The 22475-nt window shown below is 55.3% G+C and carries 18 protein-coding genes and 1 tRNA gene; 11 read left to right on the forward strand and 8 right to left on the reverse strand.

From position 1 onward, the window contains the following. Window positions 1–825: 825 nt before the first annotated feature. Together W02_RS12985 and W02_RS12990 are read left to right on the forward strand one after the other, a co-directional pair. Complete coding sequence (locus W02_RS12985; protein ID WP_173048366.1) at window positions 826–1611, forward strand: class I SAM-dependent methyltransferase; 786 nt, start codon at window positions 826–828, stop codon at window positions 1609–1611. 323 nt (window positions 1612–1934) lie between these two features. Then, on the forward strand, window positions 1935–2210 hold the full coding sequence (locus W02_RS12990) for a hypothetical protein (protein WP_173048368.1): 276 nt from the start codon (window positions 1935–1937) through the stop codon (window positions 2208–2210). On the opposite strand, the gene W02_RS12995 is transcribed toward W02_RS12990, so the two are convergent. The 5 genes from W02_RS12995 to W02_RS13015 form a co-directional block, all read right to left on the reverse strand. Further along, window positions 2198–3376, reverse strand: a complete 1179-nt coding sequence (locus tag W02_RS12995) for a glycosyltransferase (RefSeq protein ID WP_173048370.1) — start codon at window positions 3374–3376, stop codon at window positions 2198–2200. The two genes, W02_RS12990 and W02_RS12995, sit on opposite strands and share 13 nt — an antisense overlap. 5 nt (window positions 3377–3381) lie before the next feature. Further along, window positions 3382–4365 carry a glycosyltransferase family 2 protein gene (locus tag W02_RS13000; RefSeq protein WP_173048372.1) on the reverse strand — a complete coding sequence of 328 codons (984 nt, stop codon included), beginning with the start codon at window positions 4363–4365 and terminating at the stop codon, window positions 3382–3384. Window positions 4366–4426: 61 nt separating this feature from the next. Then, the gene (locus W02_RS13005) at window positions 4427–5584 is read right to left on the reverse strand and encodes a glycosyltransferase family 4 protein (protein WP_173048374.1); all 1158 of its coding nucleotides are present in this window, start codon (window positions 5582–5584) and stop codon (window positions 4427–4429) included. Between the two features lie 82 nt (window positions 5585–5666). Further along, complete coding sequence (locus W02_RS13010; RefSeq protein ID WP_173048376.1) at window positions 5667–6524, reverse strand: hypothetical protein; 858 nt, start codon at window positions 6522–6524, stop codon at window positions 5667–5669. A 159-nt stretch (window positions 6525–6683) separates the two neighbouring features. Continuing rightward, window positions 6684–8240, reverse strand: a complete 1557-nt coding sequence (locus W02_RS13015) for an alkaline phosphatase family protein (protein ID WP_370467985.1) — start codon at window positions 8238–8240, stop codon at window positions 6684–6686. Window positions 8241–8506: 266 nt separating this feature from the next. Here W02_RS13015 and W02_RS13020 point away from each other — a divergent pair, with 266 nt between their 5' ends. The 9 genes from W02_RS13020 (at window position 8507) to W02_RS13060 (ending at window position 19521) form a co-directional block, all read left to right on the forward strand. After that, entirely contained in the window at window positions 8507–9526 is a 1020-nt protein-coding gene (locus W02_RS13020) for a glycosyltransferase family 2 protein (protein WP_173048380.1), read from the forward strand. Window positions 9527–9581: 55 nt separating this feature from the next. After that, a complete protein-coding gene (locus tag W02_RS13025) occupies window positions 9582–11420 on the forward strand; it encodes an FAD-dependent oxidoreductase (RefSeq protein WP_173048382.1) in 1839 nt (612 codons plus the stop codon). 103 nt (window positions 11421–11523) lie between these two features. After that, on the forward strand, window positions 11524–11832 hold the full coding sequence (locus W02_RS13030; protein ID WP_173048384.1) for a hypothetical protein: 309 nt from the start codon (window positions 11524–11526) through the stop codon (window positions 11830–11832). Between the two features lie 30 nt (window positions 11833–11862). After that, window positions 11863–12849, forward strand: a complete 987-nt coding sequence (locus tag W02_RS13035) for a glycosyltransferase family 2 protein (RefSeq protein WP_173048386.1) — start codon at window positions 11863–11865, stop codon at window positions 12847–12849. Window positions 12850–12864: 15 nt separating this feature from the next. After that, a complete protein-coding gene (locus tag W02_RS13040) occupies window positions 12865–13920 on the forward strand; it encodes a Gfo/Idh/MocA family protein (protein ID WP_173048388.1) in 1056 nt (351 codons plus the stop codon). A gap of 7 nt (window positions 13921–13927) precedes the next feature. After that, the gene (locus tag W02_RS13045; RefSeq protein ID WP_197742013.1) at window positions 13928–14851 is read left to right on the forward strand and encodes a glycosyltransferase family 2 protein; all 924 of its coding nucleotides are present in this window, start codon (window positions 13928–13930) and stop codon (window positions 14849–14851) included. 17 nt (window positions 14852–14868) lie between these two features. Beyond that, entirely contained in the window at window positions 14869–16431 is a 1563-nt protein-coding gene (locus W02_RS13050) for a lipopolysaccharide biosynthesis protein (RefSeq protein ID WP_173048389.1), read from the forward strand. After that, complete coding sequence (locus tag W02_RS13055; RefSeq protein ID WP_173048391.1) at window positions 16428–18029, forward strand: glycosyltransferase family 39 protein; 1602 nt, start codon at window positions 16428–16430, stop codon at window positions 18027–18029. The genes W02_RS13050 and W02_RS13055 overlap by 4 nt, the downstream gene beginning before the upstream one ends. A gap of 466 nt (window positions 18030–18495) precedes the next feature. Then, window positions 18496–19521 carry an SGNH/GDSL hydrolase family protein gene (locus W02_RS13060; RefSeq protein WP_173048393.1) on the forward strand — a complete coding sequence of 342 codons (1026 nt, stop codon included), beginning with the start codon at window positions 18496–18498 and terminating at the stop codon, window positions 19519–19521. 163 nt (window positions 19522–19684) lie between these two features. Here the strand turns inward: W02_RS13060 and W02_RS13065 are convergent, their stop codons facing one another. The 3 genes from W02_RS13065 to W02_RS13075 all read right to left on the reverse strand — a co-directional run bounded on the left by W02_RS13065 (window position 19685) and on the right by W02_RS13075 (window position 22404). Then, window positions 19685–20962, reverse strand: a complete 1278-nt coding sequence (locus W02_RS13065) for an ABC transporter ATP-binding protein (protein WP_173048395.1) — start codon at window positions 20960–20962, stop codon at window positions 19685–19687. Between the two features lie 712 nt (window positions 20963–21674). Then, on the reverse strand, window positions 21675–21920 hold the full coding sequence (locus W02_RS13070; protein ID WP_173048397.1) for a CV_2116 domain-containing protein: 246 nt from the start codon (window positions 21918–21920) through the stop codon (window positions 21675–21677). 407 nt (window positions 21921–22327) lie between these two features. Then, window positions 22328–22404: transfer RNA gene (locus W02_RS13075), tRNA-Met, on the reverse strand. Window positions 22405–22475 lie beyond the last annotated feature (71 nt).

Raw genomic sequence — 22475 nt, forward strand, 5'->3', positions numbered from 1 at the left:
ATGATTGTCCGACCGGAGCGAGCGGGTCACCATAGTTCTCCATGGCCTTCAACCGTCTTTCCCGCTCAGCCCGTTCCTGTTGTTCTTCTTTCTCGCTTTCAGTCAAATATTCCGCAGCGCTTCGGTATCCAGTGACACCAGAAGCATTAAGGAGAAGTCCTTGTGTCCCTTCAGGGCTGGCGGTCGAATTGGGGTTTGTGTTTATAGGCTGAGCATGTACTGGACATGGAAGGAAAGCCAAAATAAATAATAAAACCGATACAGTGTGTCGTATTGAAAATTTCATGATTTAGCAGACCATTCTCTGCATGGACTCGCAATCTCAGCTTCGATACATCGTACTATTATACTTCTATTTATACTTCTATTACGACTCTTGTGCTCCACATTAAAAAAGAACCTGTTCCATTATTCTAATAATCGTATGTATACATTTGGAACCAAATATCCGAGATTCCTACAGTAGCGAAGAACCAACGCTCTCATAGCTTCTACAAATTCGCTCAAACTAAAGGATTACACTCTCATGCAAAGAAAAGGATAGATGGCCCGGCTCTTGCTGACATAAGAATTAATGTCCGGCTTCATAAAGTACGCGCGTTTCTTAACGCCGACTTTGACAACAAACCTTTGCTGAAATTAGTAATCCGAATATGTCTGCGGAAACTCCTCAGCGATACACTGCCGGTCCATCTCAGACCGATCCTCCTCTGTCCTGCACTGTCTGAAATTCGTTATCGAGTGCGGTTCCCCATCAATTGTCCGTTGTGCAATGACGAACCCGCGTAAAAGTGTCACTTAATAATTAATTAAGAGGAGCAGATCATGCCGGCAACGCCGTTTGGAGTTCCAAGTGCTTCACCTTTGTCGTGGGACCAAAGCACTGCTGCCAAACCTGAATTATCGATAGCCACCCCTCGAATCATTTATGACACGTTTCCGCAAAGTCGAACAGCCGATGATGCGTTCATTCGTGATGGGATGAGTCCGGTGGAACTGCGAAAGCTGCGGGAGTTGGTCTTGGCAGAAAAACCCGCTCATGTGCTGGAGGTGGGCATGGCTAACGGGACGAGTTCGGTGGTCATTGCCGATGCGTTACGCCAGTCTGGAGGTGGATCGTTCACTTCGATTGATCCAAAGCAAACGGCCTCCAGTCCTGAAGGATACGGCAGTGCCGGGCTAAGGGCGGTAACACCGATTCTGCCGAACCATCGGCTCATTGAAGATTTTGATTATGTTGCGCTTCCCCGGTTAGCGGAACATGGAGAAAAGTTTAATTTCATTTTGGTTGACGGCTATCACTCATTTGATCTGACACTGCTCGATCTCTTCTACGCCGACAGTCTGCTCAAGGTTGGAGGCCTGCTCGTGTGTCATGACTCATCATCACCTCCGGTCTTTAAAGCGTTGCGATGGTTGGAATGCAATAAGCCTTACTCGCGCCTTTCTCCTCCGCTCTATACGGGAGGTCAACCGATAACGCGCAAACTCTACAGCCGCATTTTTCAGCGGAAGGCTCGACGCGAGAGGCAAACTCAGTGGCAAATGCTGGTTGCCTATCGGAAACAGGCCGAACACCATATGCCCGAACACCTCTTGTCGGACTTTTAGACCTGCAATCGTTCTCAGGCCCGCTAGACCCAAGCTTAGGGAGGCTATCGTCGGTTGAACTACAGGCCTGACTGTTTCCCCTCGTGTCAGATGCAGCTCATATCCGTCCCAAAGAAATCCTCTGCTAGTATCCAATAGTAATTCTGGCAGCGAGCGGAATAGCCGTGTGTCGCGCTCGGTCTTCTCTGCGTATGAATGTACAGCTCGTTCCCAGACCGATATCAATCTTCTTAAGCAATACCTCGCCTTTCCGGGAGATCATTCTTGTATAATGTGAAGCGTTGACCATGGACTCACCGTCGATCGACAGAAGGAAGGTCCCCATGAACACACGACTGATACTGATCACGATACTGCTGCCGGTCATTTCCGGTTGTGAATCGTATACAAGACCGTTGGGAGTCACCAATACGACCGTTGCCTCTGCAAAACAGGGCGAAGACTGCCGGCTTATCGTGTTCGGACTGGGAGATATGGCTGATGTGACCGAGGCCGAAGCCATACGGTCGGGTGGAATTACGAAACTACGGAATGCGGAGTATCACGTCCACACCTTCCAAGGCGTAGGAAAGGAATGCGTGACCGCTCACGGTGAATGAATAAAGCGCGACGGCGTTGAAGAGCAATCGATAAGCGGGCTCGGCCCTGTATCTATCTCTTGGTCTCTGCCCCGTAGTATCTCTAAAATGAAGGTTTCCAGTTTTTCCACATGTCGGTCGACAGCAAATTGTCGACTCAATTTCTCCGATGGTACTTGAGTGGCCAATAAACCGGCTTGAGATGAATTCAAGAAAGACACCCACTCTTCGGCACTGTCGAGAATCTTTAGACCGGCCCCCGATTGATATTCGATGCCGCGAAGGGCGTGAGGAGTTGCAAGAACGGGCACTCCGTGGTACAGGCTCTCGGCAAGCTTAATATTCACGCCCGCACCGGTGCGGATGGGGCACATCATAATATCAACCCGGTTCCAGACCACTTGGAGTTCACGGGCAAAGCCGTGGGCGACGACTCGGTCGCGAGTCGGTATCTTGTCGCTCTGCCGTCCAAAGACGTGAACTTCGATCGAACGGTGCACGTTCGGAAGGATCTCATTGAGCAGCCACATCCAGTTCTGGCGATTGGGCCACCAGGCAAAATCAGCAAGGAATCCGAGGCGAAGCCGTGCACTGGGTTGACGCGTGCGGGCTATCGGAGGCTCTGTAAACAACGGCGGAACGTACAGGCCTCGCAACCCCGGGATTTGGGTACAGCCCCAAGCCATCTCAGTCGTTGAAAGAAAAATAACTCCTCGAACACGACTGAAACCTGCAATCTCGTAACACCGCTGCTTGGCAATTTCCGCCTTAAATATCCGATGGAGGAAGGAAGAACCCAGTTGCTGAACCAGCAACTGATGCTCAAGATTATGAGCGATGAGTACCGTCGGCATGTCCGAAGGTAAGACGTCAAGAGCCCACAACATGTCGCTGCTATTGATCAACGCGGCATCGTAATGATGAGCATGCGCTCTTTCCAGGATTCTCTGCTCGAACTCGCCTTGACGCGCAAACAGGGCCTTTGCGGGGAGTTCTGAAAAACACGATTTGGCCAAGGACGCGAGCTGCCGCGACCGGTACCAGGGGCCGGGAGGAGGGTGAAGGGGCCCAATCAAGTCAACCGTGTGGTTTCTTCGCAGAGCGGCTACCAGGCCGCGCGTATAGGTGCCTGCGCCGCCAGGATGGGTGGCAGGGTCAACCAATGACGCAATGAGTAGCTTTGCCACAGCGGTCAGCGGTAGTTCGTTTCTTCCAGCTGTTGGTTTCTGAAAGCCATCAGCATTCCCTTGATCTCCACAGCATGGATCCAAAACGCGAGCCCCAGAGCGATGGGGAAGTCCGCCAGCCGCAGGCCGTAATATCGGCCTACCCGGAAACATGTTCCCCAGCTCTCGATCAGTCGACCTATGTAGAACAATGGAATTGAAGCCTGCCCGAGTCTGAGAAGCCAGCTGAAGCGCAATTGGGGGTCAACCTGACGAATGCGTATAGTGGCCCAGCCGATGTGACAACGGATATCCCGCTCCATGGACCATCCTTCGAATTCGTGTATCACGGTCATGGCAGGCTGAAAAATAAAGCGGCCTCCGTCCCGCTGGATGGCCGCAGATTGCAGTTGCGCGGCATACGGGCCTTCCTTCTCGGGTAGGGGAAACCGTTCCAAGGTTGTTCGGCGAATTCCGGAGTTGTTGTTCGAAATGAACCGGGTAGGCGCCACTCTCCCGGGATCAAGGAATCCTCTGGTCAAGACCGCAAGGCTTCGCTCGATGGCGGTCTTGCCTTCGTACATCGTCCGGCCGCTGACGGCAACGTGTTGGGGATGCAAACGTAAGGTGTCCACCAGCGATTGGAGCCATCCGGAAACTGGCGTGCAATCGACATCCAGTATGGCGATGATTTCACCTTTCGCCGCCTTGGCAGCTGCATTTTTCCGCTCATAGCTTCCATCGTGAGGCACGGCAAGTACCCGCAAGTCAGGTAGTTCGGCGATCACCTCGGCAGGGAGCTTCCGAGCGCGTTCGTCTGTCTCAACGAGGAGAAACTCGACGGGTTGGTCGACTTTCTGTCGTGCGAGAGCTTGCAGACAACTTCGCAAGTCCTCAAGGCCCTCGTGGCGCGTGGTGTCATGGTCCGCGACAATCACCACACTGACTACAGGCTTGGAATTGGCGCCGATCACCGACTGTTCCGTCATTGTATTTGTAGATGTTGGCATCGTGAATTCTCCGACTCTTGTTGTGTTCCCTGTGCATCCATCGACCAGGATGCGCGATGTTCTATTTACCCGTGCTGCAGTGTTCAACGAGACGTTGATACAGGTCGGCATGGCGCCTGACGCCCTCTTCTTTTGTGTATCGAGCGAGGACCTTTGCGCGAGCCGTTTTCAACTTGTTCAATGCTGGGGCAGGGTTGGCGATGATGTCGAGCGCTGCATCTGCCCATCCGTCTGGATCCAATGGCGCCACCAAATTACCATACAGGCCGTTCTCAAGAATTTCTGGAAATGCACCGCTGCGGCTTCCCAGTAACGGCACGCCGGCGGCAATCGATTCCAAGACCACGTGGCCGAATGCTTCGTTGTACGAAGGTATCAATAATAGGTCTATAGTCGACATGACGTCGCAAATTTGGGTTCGATGACCGGTGAATTCGACATTCTTCGAGAGTCGCAGTGTCTTGACCTGATCCTTGAGTTCTCCCTCCAAGCTGCCGCCACCGATAATCATGAGTCGAGCGTCAGGGACAGCATCAACGATTTTTCGCATGGCAGCGATCGCAACACAATGCCCTTTTTCATATTCCAGCCTTCCGATGACGGCAAGTACTGGACGCACGGGATTCCTAAGGGCGCGAATTTCCGGCAATTCGGTGCGGCCTGCAAGAAAACGATTGAGATCGAAAAATCCGCCAATCACTTCCGCACGATCCCATTCGCGTGGCAGCAACTCCTCTTTGAGCAGATGCTTCGCTACACAAACGTATGCGGCGGTATGTGTCGACAGCCAGGAGTGCATCACACGCATCAACGGCCTAAGAAACCATCGTGGTTTTGGGCCACCCCCAAAATTTATCGTTGCGATGACCACCGGTACCCGCGCCAGTCGTGCGGCCAAGCGGCCCCACACATTGCAGAACCCGGATTGCGTGTGAACGATGTCCGGTCGAATGCGGCGGAACGTCTTGTAAAATGCATAAATGGTCTTGATCATGCCCGCAGGAGTTCTAAGACTCGGAATGCCCAGCCCAAGTTCATGTATCGTGCAACCGGTTGCCAACACCGCAGCGCCGAGTGAAGAGGTGGTCGGCATCAGGGTGACAATTTCGAACTTGAAGCGCTCGCGATCCAGTTTTTCGGCAAGACCAAGCGGTGCATGCTCTCCTCCGGCATCGCGATAAAAACCAAGATAGACATACAGCACATGTATCTTTTTCATTCCGGTGTTACATGGCGAAGGATCACCGATACACAGCTGAACCCGCGCTGTACCACGCGAGTTCGGCGAAGCCGTGGTCCAGTTAAGGCTTGCGAAATCGATCCCGAAGTCTTTGTGCGATGAGTGCTACTGTTGCCCATAGGCCCCGGTAATGGAGAGACCATTTGACGAGGTCGAAGTGATTTCTCCTCCCATCATGGCCGCAAGCAACCTTTAACGTTCCCCACTTCATAATGTGAGTCCTTCGTGAACGATCTGCGTTGATCGTGTTGGCTATCATACGCGGATTCGGATGGCGACCATGAAGTATTTTTACAGTGTTATGCACAAATCCTGGTGATTCAAATCGACAATTATACTCAGAGGTGAGATTTGCCACTCTCACGCGGCTGTTATATACGGCTTCTCGAAATGCTGGCTGATCATTAAGGTTGCTATCCACTTTCGTGACGATTCCGAAGGGAGTGAGCCATTGTTGCTCCTTCCCCACATCCCTCTCATACAAGGCCAGCCAATCAGCAAACAACTGCTTGATTTGGGGAGACTTCTTAAACAACATCACTCCGGTATTAAACTCGGGAAAACTGTCTGGGATGCCATTTACCCGGTAAACGGCTCGGTACGTGCTGTGGGCCAAGGCGAGGTCGAACTTGTCCAATAGTGTAAATAGCTCCTCAAAGCTATCGCAGACGTACGTATCAGTATCCAAGAACAGAGTGTTTTCGTAAGGAGAAGAGTTCATGAGCAACACTTTATCCATGAGATTAAAGCGGGGATGTTGAATTGGCATCACACTGTCGAAATGTTTTGATTGCACCTGTTCATTGCAAAACAGTGTGATCGGGATGGCCGGCATTTGGCGTTTTAAACTTTCGGCAGAGACACAGCACTCATCAATAAATTTCCTTCCTGTTGCGATGTAGATGACTCCAGTCGACATAAATGAGAAATGAAGACCCCAAAAGCTATTCCAAACTCACGAGCCTATGAGCAGCCGATCAAGCGCGTGACTTGGCAAAACCGTGCTCCGCGGTTTGTGGGGCTAAGCATGTATTGCCACATCATCGACGTTGGACTTCACGTGTGGATCAAACCAGCACTATACGATAAGCGACTGGCCGGGAAGGTCGCTATGAAGGACGCCTGCTGCCGCCAAGACTGTAGCAGTTACATCAACCAAATGAGGCTGTCTCCCCTTGATCGGTCGGTACGTTCCCGATCGCGGCACGATAATCGCGCGTGAACCGTGGACGTGGTTTCCCGACCGCCCTGACCCCACCCCTTCGCGCAACACGGTGCCGTAGACCGGTGAAGTCACGCCCCGCAGATGTATAGCTTGTTCATTGCTCCACCGAATAATGAGGTCGGGAAGGTGATCGAGCGCTCGACCGGGAGGTAAATGTTCCCCAGGACGTTCAATGCCTGCAATGCACGCGTTCCCGTCGATATCGCAATACGTCCGGAGCCCTGCGGAAATCTCGTTGCAAAGCTCGTTTACCTCGGACTTGGCAACAATGCCATTCCGCTCTCGGCCTCGGACGTTGAGCCGAACCAACCCGGGTCCGTCGGAGGGTAATGAAAAAGCCCGAAGGGTTGGCCAGTCTTTCCCGATCGTCCCGAGTCGAGCGGTGAGCTCGAGCGAAAGGGAGTCCGGCAGCATGTCCGCTATGGCCGTTCGAAGCGAAGTGGGAACCATCGCGCGCAGTTTCGTGAGAGCGTCACTTCCAGATGACTTCTGGACCGGCGCTCCGGGGTTCAAAATTCGTTTCAACATCTCGGGAAGAAGATCGGCCCGACAGGTTTCCTGACCCATGCCCTTGGGCCAGAAGACGAAGATATTTGCGTCGGCAGGCAGTGCCTTCACAATCCGACCGAGTGCGGCATCCGCTGCTTGGTAGACGTCGACCAACGAATTCTTCAACAAAGCGGACCCAGCTGAGGATTGACCTATGAGGTTGACGGCCGCTGGATTCAAAAACTGATGGCCCGCCAGGTGTACGGCAACCATATGCACCCAGAGCACGTCTACAGTCTTCTCGGCCAGCAGTCGTTCAACTGCGCCGGCTAGGCGACCGGGTGCCTGCATGAGAATATCCCGGAGATATAACAGGTGATGCTGCGATGGCTGTCCAAAGGTCTCCTCACCTCTTGGTGTCTGGCCGAGGTGTTCTGAGAGTTCCTTGCCCACGTTTGAGGGACGCGACCACTTGGCTAAGTGGACCCGTGACTGAAATTGGCATCCGCTGACCACAATGCTGTTGGTCAGATTCTGTAGAGGATGTTCGGGTGGATCGATGGCAAGGACTCGCTTGCCCGCTCGGTCCAATCGTTGGAACAACGTATCAGCCGGCATCAGGTCATAGGAAAGCCGGAGTCGTTGTTCGGAAGGAGACCAGGTAAACAAGGAGTAAATGCCGTGTTCCGATGGATGACGACCCGTGTAAAGAGTCGAATAGACGGAACCATCGAGAAACGGGGGGGCGAGCTGAACGTTCTGGCCTGCTCGCTGAAGAGCTGCAAGATGCGGCATTCGGTCATCCCCGATCAACTGCTCGATCAGGGGCGCCGATGGAGCCTCTAATGAGATGGCCGCAATCACTTTGTGTACACCATGACAGATTGAATGGATGCGCGTGTGGCCCTTGATCCTGCACACTCCGTGGGGTGAGCTGGATTCCCCGGTTAAGACTGCCCAAAAACTATGCCAGCTCGGAATCAAAAAAATCAATCCGTTTGTCTTGTTGCTGGAATCATTCCACTGAGCACATGGATTAGCCGGTATATGGGATGCTATTTTCCTGAATTGCCTAAGCCAGGGGCCGCCCCCTATACTCTTTCACATGGTCCCTGACAGAGTGAGCGATCCGACAAGGTTGTTCATCGTTGGAAGGCAGAGTTGTCTTGTCACCGCACAAACGGTCGATGATTGACCGTACCGAATCTCCTCAAGCCGACACCATTTCGGTTGTTGTCCCGGTTCATAATGGAGGGCCGGACTTCCGACGGTGCCTGGCGAGCTTGCAGGCCGCTTCGCCACCTCCGTTTGAAATTATCGTGGTTGCGGACGGAGACACCGACGGGTCGGGGGCCTACGCCGAGCGCCTCGGCCTGCAGGTGTTGCGATTCCCAACGGCGGGAGGGCCCGCAAGAGCGCGAAATCTTGGTGCCGGCAGTGCGCGAGGAGCGATCCTCTTTTTTGTGGATGCCGACGTCACCATCAAGGGCGATACGATCGGCCGGGTGGAGGAGGCTTTCCGGCGAGAGCCGGGTGTCGCCGCAGTAATGGGTTCTTATGATGATCAGCCGGGCGATCCGAACGTGCTTTCCCAGTACAGGAATCTCTTGCACCATTGGGTTCATCAGGAGGGACGTGAGGAGGCTTCAACGTTCTGGGGGGCCTGCGGAGCCATACGTCGGACCGTGTTCGAGAAAGTAGGCGGGTTCGACGAAACATATCGAAGACCTTCCATCGAAGATATTGAACTTGGGTGTCGGCTCAAAAACGCGGGTTATCGGATACGCCTGGTGAAAAGCTTGCAGGTCACCCACTGGAAGAAGTGGACTCTTTCGTCAATCGTCTGGACCGACGTGTTTTGCCGCGCATTGCCCTGGACCGCACTCATCCTTTCACAGCGTGGGATCCCCAATGATTTAAACTTGAAGATGTCCGGGCGCATCAGCACGTTATTGGTGGGGATAATGGTGGTGAGTCTGGGCATCGTCTGGTGGTGGCCCTGGGCAATCGTCATCACAGCCCTGTCCATAGTGGGGCTGCTTGCGTTGAACCATCAACTCTATGGGTTTTTTATCAAGAAACGCGGATTGAGTTTTTCCCTGCGGGCTATCCCCTTGCACTGGGTCTACTTTCTCTACAGCGGGCTGGCCTTTGGAGCCGGAGCGCTCCGATTTCTGATGATATCTCGCACGAGGCCGGCCCGCTGAACTTCGGACTTGAAGGGCACGTGTTTCATGAAGTTCGTGTAATTGGAGAATCCAGGTGAGCCGAGCTTCTACAGTGATCATTGGCGCCGGTCCGGCCGGACTGACCGCTTCCTACGAGCTCTCCAAGCGGGGAGTGATGTCGACCGTACTGGAGAGCGGAACCCAGGTCGGCGGGATTTCGAAGACCGTGAATTACCACGGATATCGTTTTGATATCGGGGGGCATCGATTTTTCTCGAAAGTGCCGCTGATTAATGAGTTGTGGCAGGAGATCCTGGGAGAGGAATTCCTGCTGCGTCCGCGCAAGTCCCGCATCCATTACCAACAGCATTTTTTCGACTATCCCTTGAGGCCGGTCAACGCCTTGCTCGGATTGGGACCACTCGAGTCCGTTTTGATCGCGCTCAGCTATTTGAAAGCGAGATTCGCACATATCCACGACGAAAAGACTTTCGAGGACTGGGTGTCAAATCGGTTCGGGTACCGACTGTATAACATCTTCTTCAAGACCTACACGGAGAAGGTCTGGGGGATTCCCTGCAAAGAAATCTCGGCAGATTGGGCGGCACAGCGGATCAAGAACCTTTCCCTCAAGCAGGCCGTCCGCAACGCATTGCTGGGCGCCTCTCGCGGGATAGATGGTCAGAAGATTACCTCCTTGATCGAACGGTTTCACTATCCAAGGTTTGGGCCTGGAATGATGTGGGAACGGTGCGAGTCGGTGATCGGCGAGCGGGGTGTCCGCACGATTCGCGGCATCCACGTCCAGCGGCTCCGTCACGGACAAGGGCGAGTTGAGTCCGTCTCCGGGACGACGCTGACTGGAGAACAGACGGAATTCGACGGCTCTGACTTTGTCTCGACGATGCCGCTTCGGGAGCTTGTGTTCGCGCTGGATCCCTTACCTCCGGAAACAGTGCTCCATGCCGCCTCGCGTCTCCGCTACCGTGATTATTTGACCGTGGTCCTGATCCTCAACCGCGAGGAGGTCTTCCCGGACAACTGGATCTATATCCATTCTCCGGATGTCAAGGTTGGAAGAATCCAGAACTATAAGAACTGGAGCCCCTACATGGTGCCGGATCCAGCAACGACCTCGTTAGGACTGGAATATTTTCTCTGGGATAAGGATGAGGAATGGTCATGGCCCGATGAACAGCTCATCCACTTGGGCACCCGCGAATGTCATCAGTTGGGGCTCATCGATCCGAAGGAGGTCGTTGGTGGGACGGTCGTTCGGATGGAAAAAGCCTACCCCGTGTACGATCAAACGTACCAAGCCAATGTGACGATCATCCGTGACTATCTGGCGTCATTCGCGAATCTGCAGACCATAGGACGGAACGGGCTTCACCGATACAACAACCAGGACCATTCGATGCTGACCGGGATTTATGCGGCTCGGAACATCACGGGAGAACGGTGGGACGTGTGGACGGTGAACACCGAAAAGGAATATCACGAAGAGGGCCGCATGGCGAACTCGAAGGGCGGGGATCGGTTGGTTCCCGAGCCGGTAACCGTTGCCGTGAAGGACCCGCCGGCCTCACTCGATCGGGTGCTCGACCGGGCCTTTGCGCGGCTGGATCCGGTTGCCATGGGAGTGGCGATGGGGACGGTCAGTGGGCTTGGGCTCCTCCTGGCTACCGTGATCTTATTGGTCAAGGGCGGTGGAAACGTGGGGCCGAATCTGTCTCTCGTCGGACAGTTTCTTTCAGGTTTCAGCGTCACATGGATCGGCGCGGTGATCGGCTTGGTCGAGATGGGGCTATGGGGATTTCTGACTGGATACGTGGGTGCATGGCTGTTCAACCGTGGCATCGTACTCTATGCACTGCTGGTGCGTTCTAGAGCCGAGGCGGAGGAGAGACGCAATCTATTGGACAAGGTATAGCGGGATGTCGGAAAGTCCCCAGCGTTCTTCTCGGGTCACGGTTTTCAAAGCATCGAATTAGTTGTACAACAGCCTGATCGTGTTCTGGATCGATAGGTGATAGATGGACAATGCGGATCGGGAAGAACGGGAACTCAATCGCGCAGTGGTGAGAATCCAGGCGGTCCTGCTCGCGGCCGGCTTCGGACTGGTGTGCGGAGCCGGCTTATTTCTCATGACTGCCTGGCTGCTGATCAGAGGCGGCGAGGATGTCGGAATCCATCTCCGCTTGCTGGCGAATTACTTTATCGGCTATTCGGTCACCTGGACCGGCAGCCTCGTCGGCTTTCTCTACGGCACCGCAACGGGGGGACTCATCGGATGGGCCCTGGCGACTATTTATAATCGGGTTGTCGACATGCGATCGAAGTGAGGACTGTCGGGCAAAAGGAGTCCCTGCCACGTGAGCGAGACGAACAGCCCGTTGATGTCGGTCGTGATCGCGACCCCTGATAGTTTTGACGGCATTCGTCATACGATCTCCTACCTGATCCGCCAGACGGCCCGGGCTTCGCTCGAAATCGTGATCGTGGCTCCCTCGCGTAGGCAACTGAACCTGGATGAAGCTCGATTGTCCGAGCTTCTAGCAGAGTTTTCGCAGGTGCAGATCCTGGAGGTGGGGGCCATTCACTCCATTGGTCGGGCTAATGCCTCGGGGATTCGCCGGGCCTCCGCTGCGCTGATCGCATTGGCGGAGGACCATTGCTTCCCGGATCCACAATGGGCGGAGAGCTTAATCAACGCCCATCGCGGTCCTTGGACGGCCGTCGGTCCCGCGGTCCGCAATGCGAATCCCAATAGCGCCGTGAGTTGGGCGGATCTCTTTATTGGCTACGGCCCTTGGCTCTGGCCGACAACCGCCAGAGAGGCTGACTTTCTTCCCGGTCATAACACCAGCTACAAGCGGAACGTGTTGCTTGAATACGGGGAACAATTGGAGCCGATGATGGAGGCGGAAACGCTTCTGCATTGGGATTTGCGCAAGACCGGACACCGCCTCTATATCGATCCATCCGCTCAGGTTGCGCATACGAATTTTTCGTTGTGGCGGTCGTGGTTACCCGTGCAATTCTACAATGGTCGCCTCTTTGCCGGTGCAAGGGTGCGGGAAATGGCTTTCTGGCGGCGCACGCTGTTCGTTGCAGGCTCGCCGCTGATTCCTGCCTTGCGGCTCTGGCGGATCTGGCGAGGCCTTGGGTCCATTGAGCAACGGCGCCGGTTTCTTTCGTGTATCCATGCTCTGGTGATCGGACTGGTCATGGATGGGATCGGACAATTGGTGGGCTATGCCGCTGGAGTCGGAGGAGCCGTCGATCAAGTGGCCCGGTTCGAATTTCATCGGTTTCGGCACATTCGAGACGAAGACCGCCGGGATCTGTCTCTGGTGTGAACAGCGGGCTGGCGTATGGAAGGCGACACGGAGATTCGAATCGGGTTCGTCGGGTGCGGGCGTGTCACCGAACAGTTGCACCTACCGGCGTTGAAGTCACTTCAGGGGATGAAGATTGTCGGGTTGGCTGATATGGACCCCGAGGCGTTGCACCGTGCGTCTCGGCACGTCGACGCCGAGTATCGGTTCACCGATTATCAGGACCTGCTCAAGGTCGACTCGATTGATGCCGTGGCGATCTGCGTGCCGGCACAGAAACATGTGGAGGTCGCGCTGGCCGCGCTGGATGCGGGGAAGCATCTCTTTATCGAAAAGCCGCTCGCCCTCACGCTGGAGGATTGCGATCGGCTGATCGACCGGGCGTCACGCACGACTCGGATGGTGATGCTGGGATTCAATGTACGATGGCATCGGCTGGCCCGTCAGGCGAGGGCATTGATCCAAGAGGGCAGATTGGGACCGCTCGATCTCATCCGCAGTGTCCTGACGAGTTCTCATGACAGTGTTCCTGAATGGCGAAAGACCCGTGCGACGGGCGGGGGGGCTATGCTGGAGATGGCCATCCATCACTTCGATCTGTGGCGCTATCTGGCGCAAGCGGAGGTGGAGGAAGTCAGCGCCTATACGCGGTCCGGGTTGTGGGAAGATGAATCAGCCACGGTGATCGCCCGAATGAGTAACGGCGTGCTGGCTACCGTTGCCTGTGCCGAACGGACGAGTCAGAACAACAGCGTGGAAATCTGCGGGCGGACGGGCTCCCTCGCACTGTCATTCTATCGGTTTGACGGCCTGGAGTGTGCCACGACGACGAGCATCCCCGGGGATGTCCGAAGCCGAGTGGACGCAGCGAAGCGCCTTATTCAGGAACTGCCTCAGGCGCTATTAGGCTTCCGGCACGGGGGAGAGTGGTTGCTGTCCTATCGGGACGAGTGGCGGCATTTTCTTGCGAGTCTCCAAAACGGTGCCCAACCCGGGTGTACTCTGGAAGACGGCCGGCAAGCTTTGGCGGTGGCGCTGGCGGCCATAAACTCAGCCTCGACCGGCAAAAGCGTAAGAGTCGATCGGAGATGAGAGAGGCGTGAGCGACGATCATGTCCCTGCTTCGAACGCCGAGCGCTCAACTACGCCCGTGCCGTTCTTTTCGATCATCGTTCCCACGTGGAATCGACCGCGACAACTTCGGGCCTGTCTCGGAGCGTTGACCGGGCTGGAGTACCCGGCGGCACGTTTCGAGGTGATCGTGGTTGACGACGGAAGCCACCCGCAGCTTGACGCAACGGATTTCGGTCGGTCCGATGGTCGCGTGACGTGGCTGCGCCAACCCAACGCGGGTCCGGCGGCGGCCAGGAACACGGGAGCCGCCAAGGCCCAAGGCGAGTACCTGGCCTTCACCGATGACGACTGCGTGCCGGCTCCGGCCTGGCTGAAAGGTTTCGCCCGCGCGTTCGAGCACGCGCCTCGGGCGATGATCGGTGGCTGCACCACCAACGCATTGCCTGACAATATCTATGCGACTGCAAGCCATGTGATCGTGGAGGCGGCGAGGGCGTATTTTCTCTCGACGCACAGCCAGTTCCAGTTTTTCGCTTCGAACAACCTGGCTCTGCCGGCTGATCTGTTCCGGGCCATGAGAGGGTTCGATCCGTCCTTTCGAACGTCGGAAGATCGGGATTTCTGTGATCGGTGGGTGCGCGGAGAGCATCAGCTCGTCTATGCTTCCGATGCGGTGGTCCATCACTGTCACGAGCTGACCTTGGCCGGATTCTGGCGTCAGCATTTCGGCTATGGGCGAGGCGCGTATCGTTTTCATCGCGCTCGCGCCATGCGCGGGGCCGGGGCCTTTCGCCCCGAGTTCTCCTTCTATCGGAACGTGCTGGGATATCCGTTCGTGCGCACGCGTGACAGACGGACGGCTTCCCTTGCCGCGTTGTTCCTCTTGTGGCAAGTGGCGAATGTCGCCGGATTCCTTTGGCAGGGCTGCCGGCGAGAAACGCCCAGGTGAAGGATGGCACGACCGCGATGACAACCGCTCGGGTACATTCCCAGCCGGGGCACCATTTGCTCGACGGCACTGTCCGGGTCATGCTCGCGGAGGCGCTGTTCCCGGTGACTGGGCTGGTGACCGCCGCCTTTCTCACGCGCAGCCTTGGACCGGACGGATATGGATTGCTGACGTTGGCGGTCACGCTGATTGGGTTGGTGGAGTGGAGTATCAACTCGTTTTTTTCCAGGGCCACCATCAAGCATGTTGGAGAAAGCACGGACTGGCGGCCCATTGGTACGGTCGCCATCCAGCTTCAGTTCCGCATGGGGGTCTGGGCCATGGCGGCGATGTGGATGCTGGCTCTGCCGTTCGCCCGGCTGCTCAATGAGCCGTCGCTGGTGGCCTATCTCGCACTCATGGCAATGAATATCCCGATATTCGCGCTTGCCCAGGCCCATCGCCATGTTCTCGCCGGAACGGGCGCCTACCGGGAGTGCGCCGTTGCGAGTGCCGGTCGATGGATCGCGAGGCTGGTGTTTGTGATCATTCTGGTCGCAGGAGGCTTGTCCGTGTTCGGCGTCATCCTGGCCATCATCGGCTCAACGTTGCTTGAACTGCGTCTGTATCGCCGGTCTCTGCGCCCGGCGCTGTTCTCGCGCATTGGATTAACGTCATGGGCGCTGTGGGATTACTCATGGCCGCTGTTTCTATCCGCGATGTGCCTTGCGGCGGTAGGCCGCATCGATCTATTCGCCGTCAAGGCCTTGGGTGCCACGGCAGAAGAGGCCGGACTCTATGGTGCGGCGCAGAATCTTGCATTGCTTCCGGCGCTCCTGAGCATGTCGGCGGCGCCGCTGTTGCTGTCGAGTGTGAGCCGGGCGCTTTCGAGCGGAGATTCCAATCTCGCCAAGACAATGACGCGGCAGGCCATGCGGGGTGTCCTGCCGTTATTCCCCCTTGCCGCAATGGTTGCAGGATCGGCCGATGAGATCGCGGTCTGTCTGTTCGGGGAGTCATTCCAAGGGACTGGGCGGTTTCTCTCCTCACTCATCTTCGGAACTGCAGCAACGTTGCCGCTGTCGGTCGTGCTTACCGTGCTGATTGCGGATGGACACCCGCGAATGACGTTCGTGCTGACCGGACTCCTCGTTCCCCTCGCGCTGCTAGGACACGTCGTGGTGATCCCGCGATATGGTCCGTTCGGCGCCTCACTCGTCACCACCTCCGTGGAGTTCATCGGAATGGTGATCGGATTGGTCACCCTCGGCCGGCTCTGGGGTGTGACGCCGCCGCTTGGCACAGTGGTCCGCACGCTCGTTGTGAGCCTGATCGTGCTGACTGTGGCGCTGACGTGGCCGACTCCCGGCTTACTCGTCTTCGTCAAGCTGTGTGTACTGACCGGCTTGGTCATTGCCTGCTATTGGGCGTTTCAGGAATTTACAGGGGAGGAAATTGCCCTAGCCCGCTCCCTGGTCATGCGCAAGAGAACCGCGATGCCCTCGACCAACGAGACAGAGGGAGTCTCCGAGGCAGACCCAATCAAGCACGAGGACTCCGGGTCAGCGAGAACTGTGCGCGGAAAGGCCGCTACGCCATGAACGTCGGATCGTCCGAAGGGAATAGGCAGCATCAGGCTTCATTGGAGCAAGCCGTCCTACGGCCGGCACAGGATCGCCGATACGATCTGCTCGCAATGGCATTTTGTCTTTTCATTGCTGTTTTAGCACTATGGCTGGGGTCCTTCCGAGAAGTGGGAAATTGGGGAGTAGAGACCGACTTTTTCGAGCGAGATGTCATACAGGCCGCCCGGATCGTTGCCGGACAACCCTATACGAACCACCACTATCCGCCTGGCTATGCGTATCTGCTCGCCCTATCGTCCCACTTCACGCACGACATGTTTACCGCGGGCAAGATCCTGACGGGTGTTTCGGTAGGTCTGATCGGCCTCGTGAGTTATCGTCTGCTGACGATCTTGTGGGGAAGGCGGCCGGCGCTTGCGGCCATCGTCCTGACACTGCTCGCGCTCCTGCCGTATGCGGTTGTCGCATCGGCCGACATGGTCGTCAACCTTGCCCTGCTGGTATCGATGTGGATGCTGTTGCGACACGAAACCACACGGGCCGTCTGCGCGATGGCCGGCATCGCGGCGGGCGTCGCGTACCTTCTCCGCTACAACGCTCTCTTCGTACTCGTCGGGGCTCCCGTGGCGCTGCTGATTCTCGGCAAGGAAACCGATTCTTGGAAGAAGAGACTGGGTAGGATCGGGGTGTTCTCAGGAGCAGCCCTGATCGTCATGGCGCCATGGCTGTTGGTGAATTGGCATCGAAATGGGAATCCGTTTTCGAGCGATCTCTATCAGCAGGTCGCTGCGCACTTTTATCATCCGCAAGGGGATGGGTTCGGCCGGACGATTGCTGAAATGGGACAGCGCTTCACCTCTCCATGGGATGTCATGGTCCATGATCCCTTGCGGATCGCGAAGAGGTTTTTCAAGGACGTGCTCTATACCAAGGCCGCTCACTTGACATGGCGGGTGATAGAGTTCCCGGCCGCTCTGTTTGCCGGCGCAGGGCTGTTGTTATATTTCCAGCGGATGACGAAAAAGCGGGCGGCGTTTTTGATCCTGTGCATGGCCGGATACCTGCTCCATGGGCTGGCCGGATTTGCCGTCCGTTTCTATTTCTTTCTGTTTCCACTCCTCTTTGCGCTGGTGGTGCTGCCGATATTTTATTTTGAGCGGATGCCAATTTCGGGACGCGTTGCCGGAAGAGAATGGGCCGTTGGGTGGTGGGTGTTCGGCCTCGTGGCGCTTGCCGCGACCTATAGTACCTATGTGAGTACGAGCCAGTTTCTGCGGCTTGAACCGAAACATCTCCTCGAAGCGGCCTCGATGATCAAATCCCGCGCAGTTGCAGGCGACCGGATCATGGCCATTGAGCCACACCTGGCCCATTTGACTGGCTTGGAGGTGACGTCGGCAATGGTTGCTGATTCTCTAGACCAATATCTTGCAACCGTGGCGGGCGAACATATTCGGTTCCTCGTGTACAGCGAGCACGAAGAAGATTACTGGCCGGGACTGCACTCCTTGAGTCAACCGAATCAGCTCCCGAAAGGCTATCGGGTGATTTACCAGCATGGGCCGAGCCGGACCATTGTGTATGAGATCGAGGGGGCGGCTGCCAGCCCCTAAGTCATAACTTTTCCATCCTTCGTCCTCTTGCACGAGCCTGGACATGCGTGCCATCATCCCGCGGCGTTCTCGTCGGAGACTCCAGGAATGTTTTCAGATAGTCTCAAGCAGGAATAGAAGATCGTCCGCCACGTACAAGGGGCCGATCATGTCAGCTCTCACTCACCTCCACTCACTGTCCGAATGTCATCGGACTCGCTCGCTCATGAGTCCGGCTGACCCTTCACCGCTCTGCCACCAGAAGCCGGCAGGTGGTGTTCCGGTCTATTCCCAGCTCGATGAATCGGGAGATTCCGATCGAAAGAAAGGGGGGCGTCCGGTGACTTTCTTCCTCCCACGTATGACATACGTGAAAAACGTAACCCACCGAAAACGGATCCCGACCGGTTTTTTCGGCATATGAGTATGAGTGCAATGGCGTCAGAAACTGTCGCTTGCGCCAGGCGTAGAGGCTGAGAGATCTTTCATGATCAACCAGCCTCTCAAGAGGCTCTTTGTCGTCGCGGGTGTTCTACTCACCTCCCTCATTGCGCTCGAGGTCGCGGTCAGAAGTTGGGGGTTTTCTCAGCCACATATCTACGATCCCATTTATACGGCGTTTGACCGCCACGGAACCATTCCGTATGTCCATAAGCCCAATCTGGCACAAGCCAGGGCGCGCGGACTTGCCATCATTAACACCGATAGTCTCGGACTGCGGACGAAGACCGCAGGGTTATTGTATGGTCCCAAACAGCCGAACGAATATCGTATCGCGATCGTCGGAGATTCCTGCACATTCGGCGAAGGTGTGCGAAACACCGCGGATACGTTCGCACAAGTATTGGAAGACGAACTGAACGAGCCTCCACAGGCTCTCAAGGTGAAAGTGTTCAACTATGGTGCATCGGCGTATAGCGTCAAAGAGATGGCGGCGACACTGCAATACCGAATGTTGGACATCGAGCCGGATCTGGTCATGATGGCCATCGTTCCCTCGGATTTCAACTTGGCTCGAACGCCTTTGATTGATGAGGCAGGCTATCTCATCAGTCATAGGATGTCCTTTGTCAGTGGTCTGAGTTCGACGGCAAGCCAGGTTATACGGAATGCTCATCTTCTCTATGTTCTGAGAGCCTTTGCCGTCCCGTTGTTCATTAAGCCTGTCGATATCATGCAGGTGATGTCACGAGGAGAGATCCCCGAATCGTATCACTACATCAAGCACTTCAAGGAAACGGCAGAACAAGGCAGGCTCTCATACATGATCGTACTTCTTCCGCTCCTGGACAATTCGTGGGGACCTGTGCCGGACCAACTGACCCGCGACAGTATCGGCTATGTCGATCTGTCGTTCTTGGTGAAGGATTTTACGAGGGAGCAGTACAGGGCGAGCCCATTTGACCCACATCCGTCGGCTGCAGTGCACCGTCGAATCGGCCAAGAACTCGCAACGGTGTTACAGCGCAGCGCATTCAGCGCTCGAGACCATCATGAAGACGGTAGGCAGTAGTTCCCGTCTTGCTCAGGTGAAAAACTTCCGACGTGTCCGTGCATTCCTCTTGGTCGTTGACCGTTGTGAGGGAAGGTCTTCGTAAGAACACTGTAGATCTCGGTGAGACTCCCTCTGTGATTCTGAAGGGAGGGTCACTTTTCACGGCAGAAATGCGGGCAGGTTATTGCTCGAACTTATCGAAATTCACCGTCCACTGTAACCGTGGCCGAATCACACCTGGGATGGGACCACCGATGTGGCCGCGGGCGGAATGTTCGGTGTCACCTTCGACAATCTGCAGTACGAGGGCTTCGTACTCTTGTATGTCGACTTCTCGGCTGCGCAGCGTTCTACAATGGGCATTCACAAAATAGGTGCCTTCAGTGAGCAGGTTGCCCGGTACGATGCCTCGGCTGACGTAGTTGCCGACCTCTCGGCGGCGCACGGTTTGGTCCGGTTCATAGGCGGTAAAGACCAGATCGCTCTTGTCGTTCACGAGGGCAAAGTGAGGTGCCAATACCAGCCCCGGGCGAAGCACCTCATATTCCAACTCCACGGCGAACGACTCCGTGGTATCCAGGACATTCTTGACCACCATCTGCTCATCGCGGATTCGTACTGCCCGTAGGCGAACGGCATCGTTTCCCGGAGCTATCCTACGATCCGTCCATTCACGCAAGCCTGAGGCCCCGGCGTGCAGACTGAGATACTGGCTCACGACCTCTCCCGCCTGGCCATCAGCGAGAATTCGCCCTTGGTCCATCAAAATTGCCCTTTGGCACAACCGGGTTACCAAGGGCAAATTATGCGATACGAGCAAAACAGTTCTTCCTTGGCTGCCCATCTCTTCCATTTTGGCGGTGCATTTTTTCTGGAACTCACCGTCACCGACGGCGAAAATCTCGTCGAGAATCAATACTTGAGTCTCCAAATGCGCTGCGACGGCGAAGGCGAGGCGGACGTACATGCCGCTCGAATAACGTTTAACGGGCGTATCGATAAATTGCTCGATTCCGGAAAACGCGACGATTTCATCGAACCGCCGCTTGATCTCATATTTTTTCATCCCGAGGATGATTCCGCTTAAATAGATGTTATCCCGCCCGGTCAACTCACCGTGAAAGCCTGTGCCGATCTCGAGTAAGACCCCTACTCGACCGTGTATGTAGGCTCGCCCGCTCGTGGGCTCCGTTATTCGAGATAGGATTTTCAGAAGAGTTGATTTCCCAGCTCCATTCCTTCCGATAATGCCCACCGCTTCTCCGACTTTAATCTCAAAAGATACGTCTTGAAGAGACCACAATTCCTGTTGTGCCATGCGACGAGATGAAGCCGTGAGGCAGTTCCTGAAAAAATCGGATACTCGCTCTGACAGGTGTTCATGCGCCCCGTTGTTCTGTCGCTTTCCTAACGAAATGGTGTATTTCTTCTTCAGCTGTTCGGCCTTAATTGCAATCATAACTGCTACCTCGACCCTCTATTTTAGTGGTTCTACAGCACTGACATGTTCAGTCTGAGCTACGCAGTCAGCTCTCCAAGAAGAACATCGATACAAGACTCCGTATCTTTAAAGCCGAGTATAATGGGCTGTGCACAGCTTACGCCAGGTGATTTCCCACATAGCCAGCTAGACAGTAGACGCGGCTCCTGATAGGCCCATGATCAGATAAATGCTATAAAACACCAACTAGCCAGAGTATTTGTGGGCTCAACAGCAGGTTTCACAAATATATTTCGTTGCAGTCGCCGGTCAGACCTAGTGGACTGGCGAGTCAGTCAACTCGACCTTTGAGAATGCTACAACTTGAGCGCGTGCCTTAGGAAATGTATGGATCCTCATACGAATCGACACCTTGACGAGAGGCTAGTTCTTGGAGGGCAAGTTTTACAGACGAGGAAAGTCATTCTGCCCGACTTGAATGTAGACAACCGTTTTTGATCATCTTATTGGTTTACGAAAGATCACGTCGAGAAGGATGTGATTCCTTCATGTGGGGGGAACCGATTCATCCTTTCCTTTACCACAAAACCACTAAGAAGTTCATCCCCAGCAGGGCGGCACTCCCTTTGATAGGGCCGAGAATGGCAGTTGCCCTTTTTCTACCCATGTTCGCTGGAGCCATATTCCCGAACCACAACGACTCCGAAGTCTTCTGATTGAGAAGCCTGCATCACCGAGAATCAGAGAGCGATTGCCCTACTACCTTTCCATCAATGACTCGCTCCGCATACGCGATCCCATGCACATCGGCATCGGTTTCGGTTTGATAGACCCCTTCCGGCGTGAAGTGCCGCACGGCTAAGGCAGATCCGGTTTCCCAAAAGATCGTAATGTCGGATAACCATTGCTGGGAATCCAGAACATGAATGGGTTGGGATTTGATTCTGTAGTTCTTGTAAGACGCCTCTTTACTCATGAGGCGAGTGATGCCCGCTTTTCGCGAGATACACAAGAGCAAGATGGCCAGAGTAATACGCCAAGTGCATAGGGTCGGATGGCGGCACATATCGAGCGAGACGATGTGACGGCGTCAGCGGAGGGTCTAGTATCCAGGTGGCATGGCTGGTTTGTGTAAATGGCCTGAAACGCTAGCTAGATTGGACAAGTACGGATCTTCACTTCCTGTCGTGGCCATCGATATCCGCCGCCGCTATCTGGACAAGATTCTGGCTTTTCAAAATTCAATGCCTATCCAGTCCGGATCCTCGGTACGTGAGCGCGGAATTTTTCGCTGTTGCGTAATCGACCAGGACAGAACACGGACAATTTCAGTCTTATGCGGTGATTGGTTGAAAGAGGAGAGCGGTAGCGAGTTGATTTGGTTGGTTGCGGGGAGAGGATTTGAACCTCTGACCTTTGGGTTATGAGCCCAACGAGCTACCAGGCTGCTCCACCCCGCGGGCGGAATCTAACAAAGCGTGGAACGGCAAGTCAAGCAAACCGGCTATGACTGTTGCATTCGTTTCCTCGC

It is taken from the genome of Nitrospira sp. KM1 (assembly GCF_011405515.1).
Classification (GTDB): Bacteria; Nitrospirota; Nitrospiria; order Nitrospirales; family Nitrospiraceae; genus Nitrospira_C.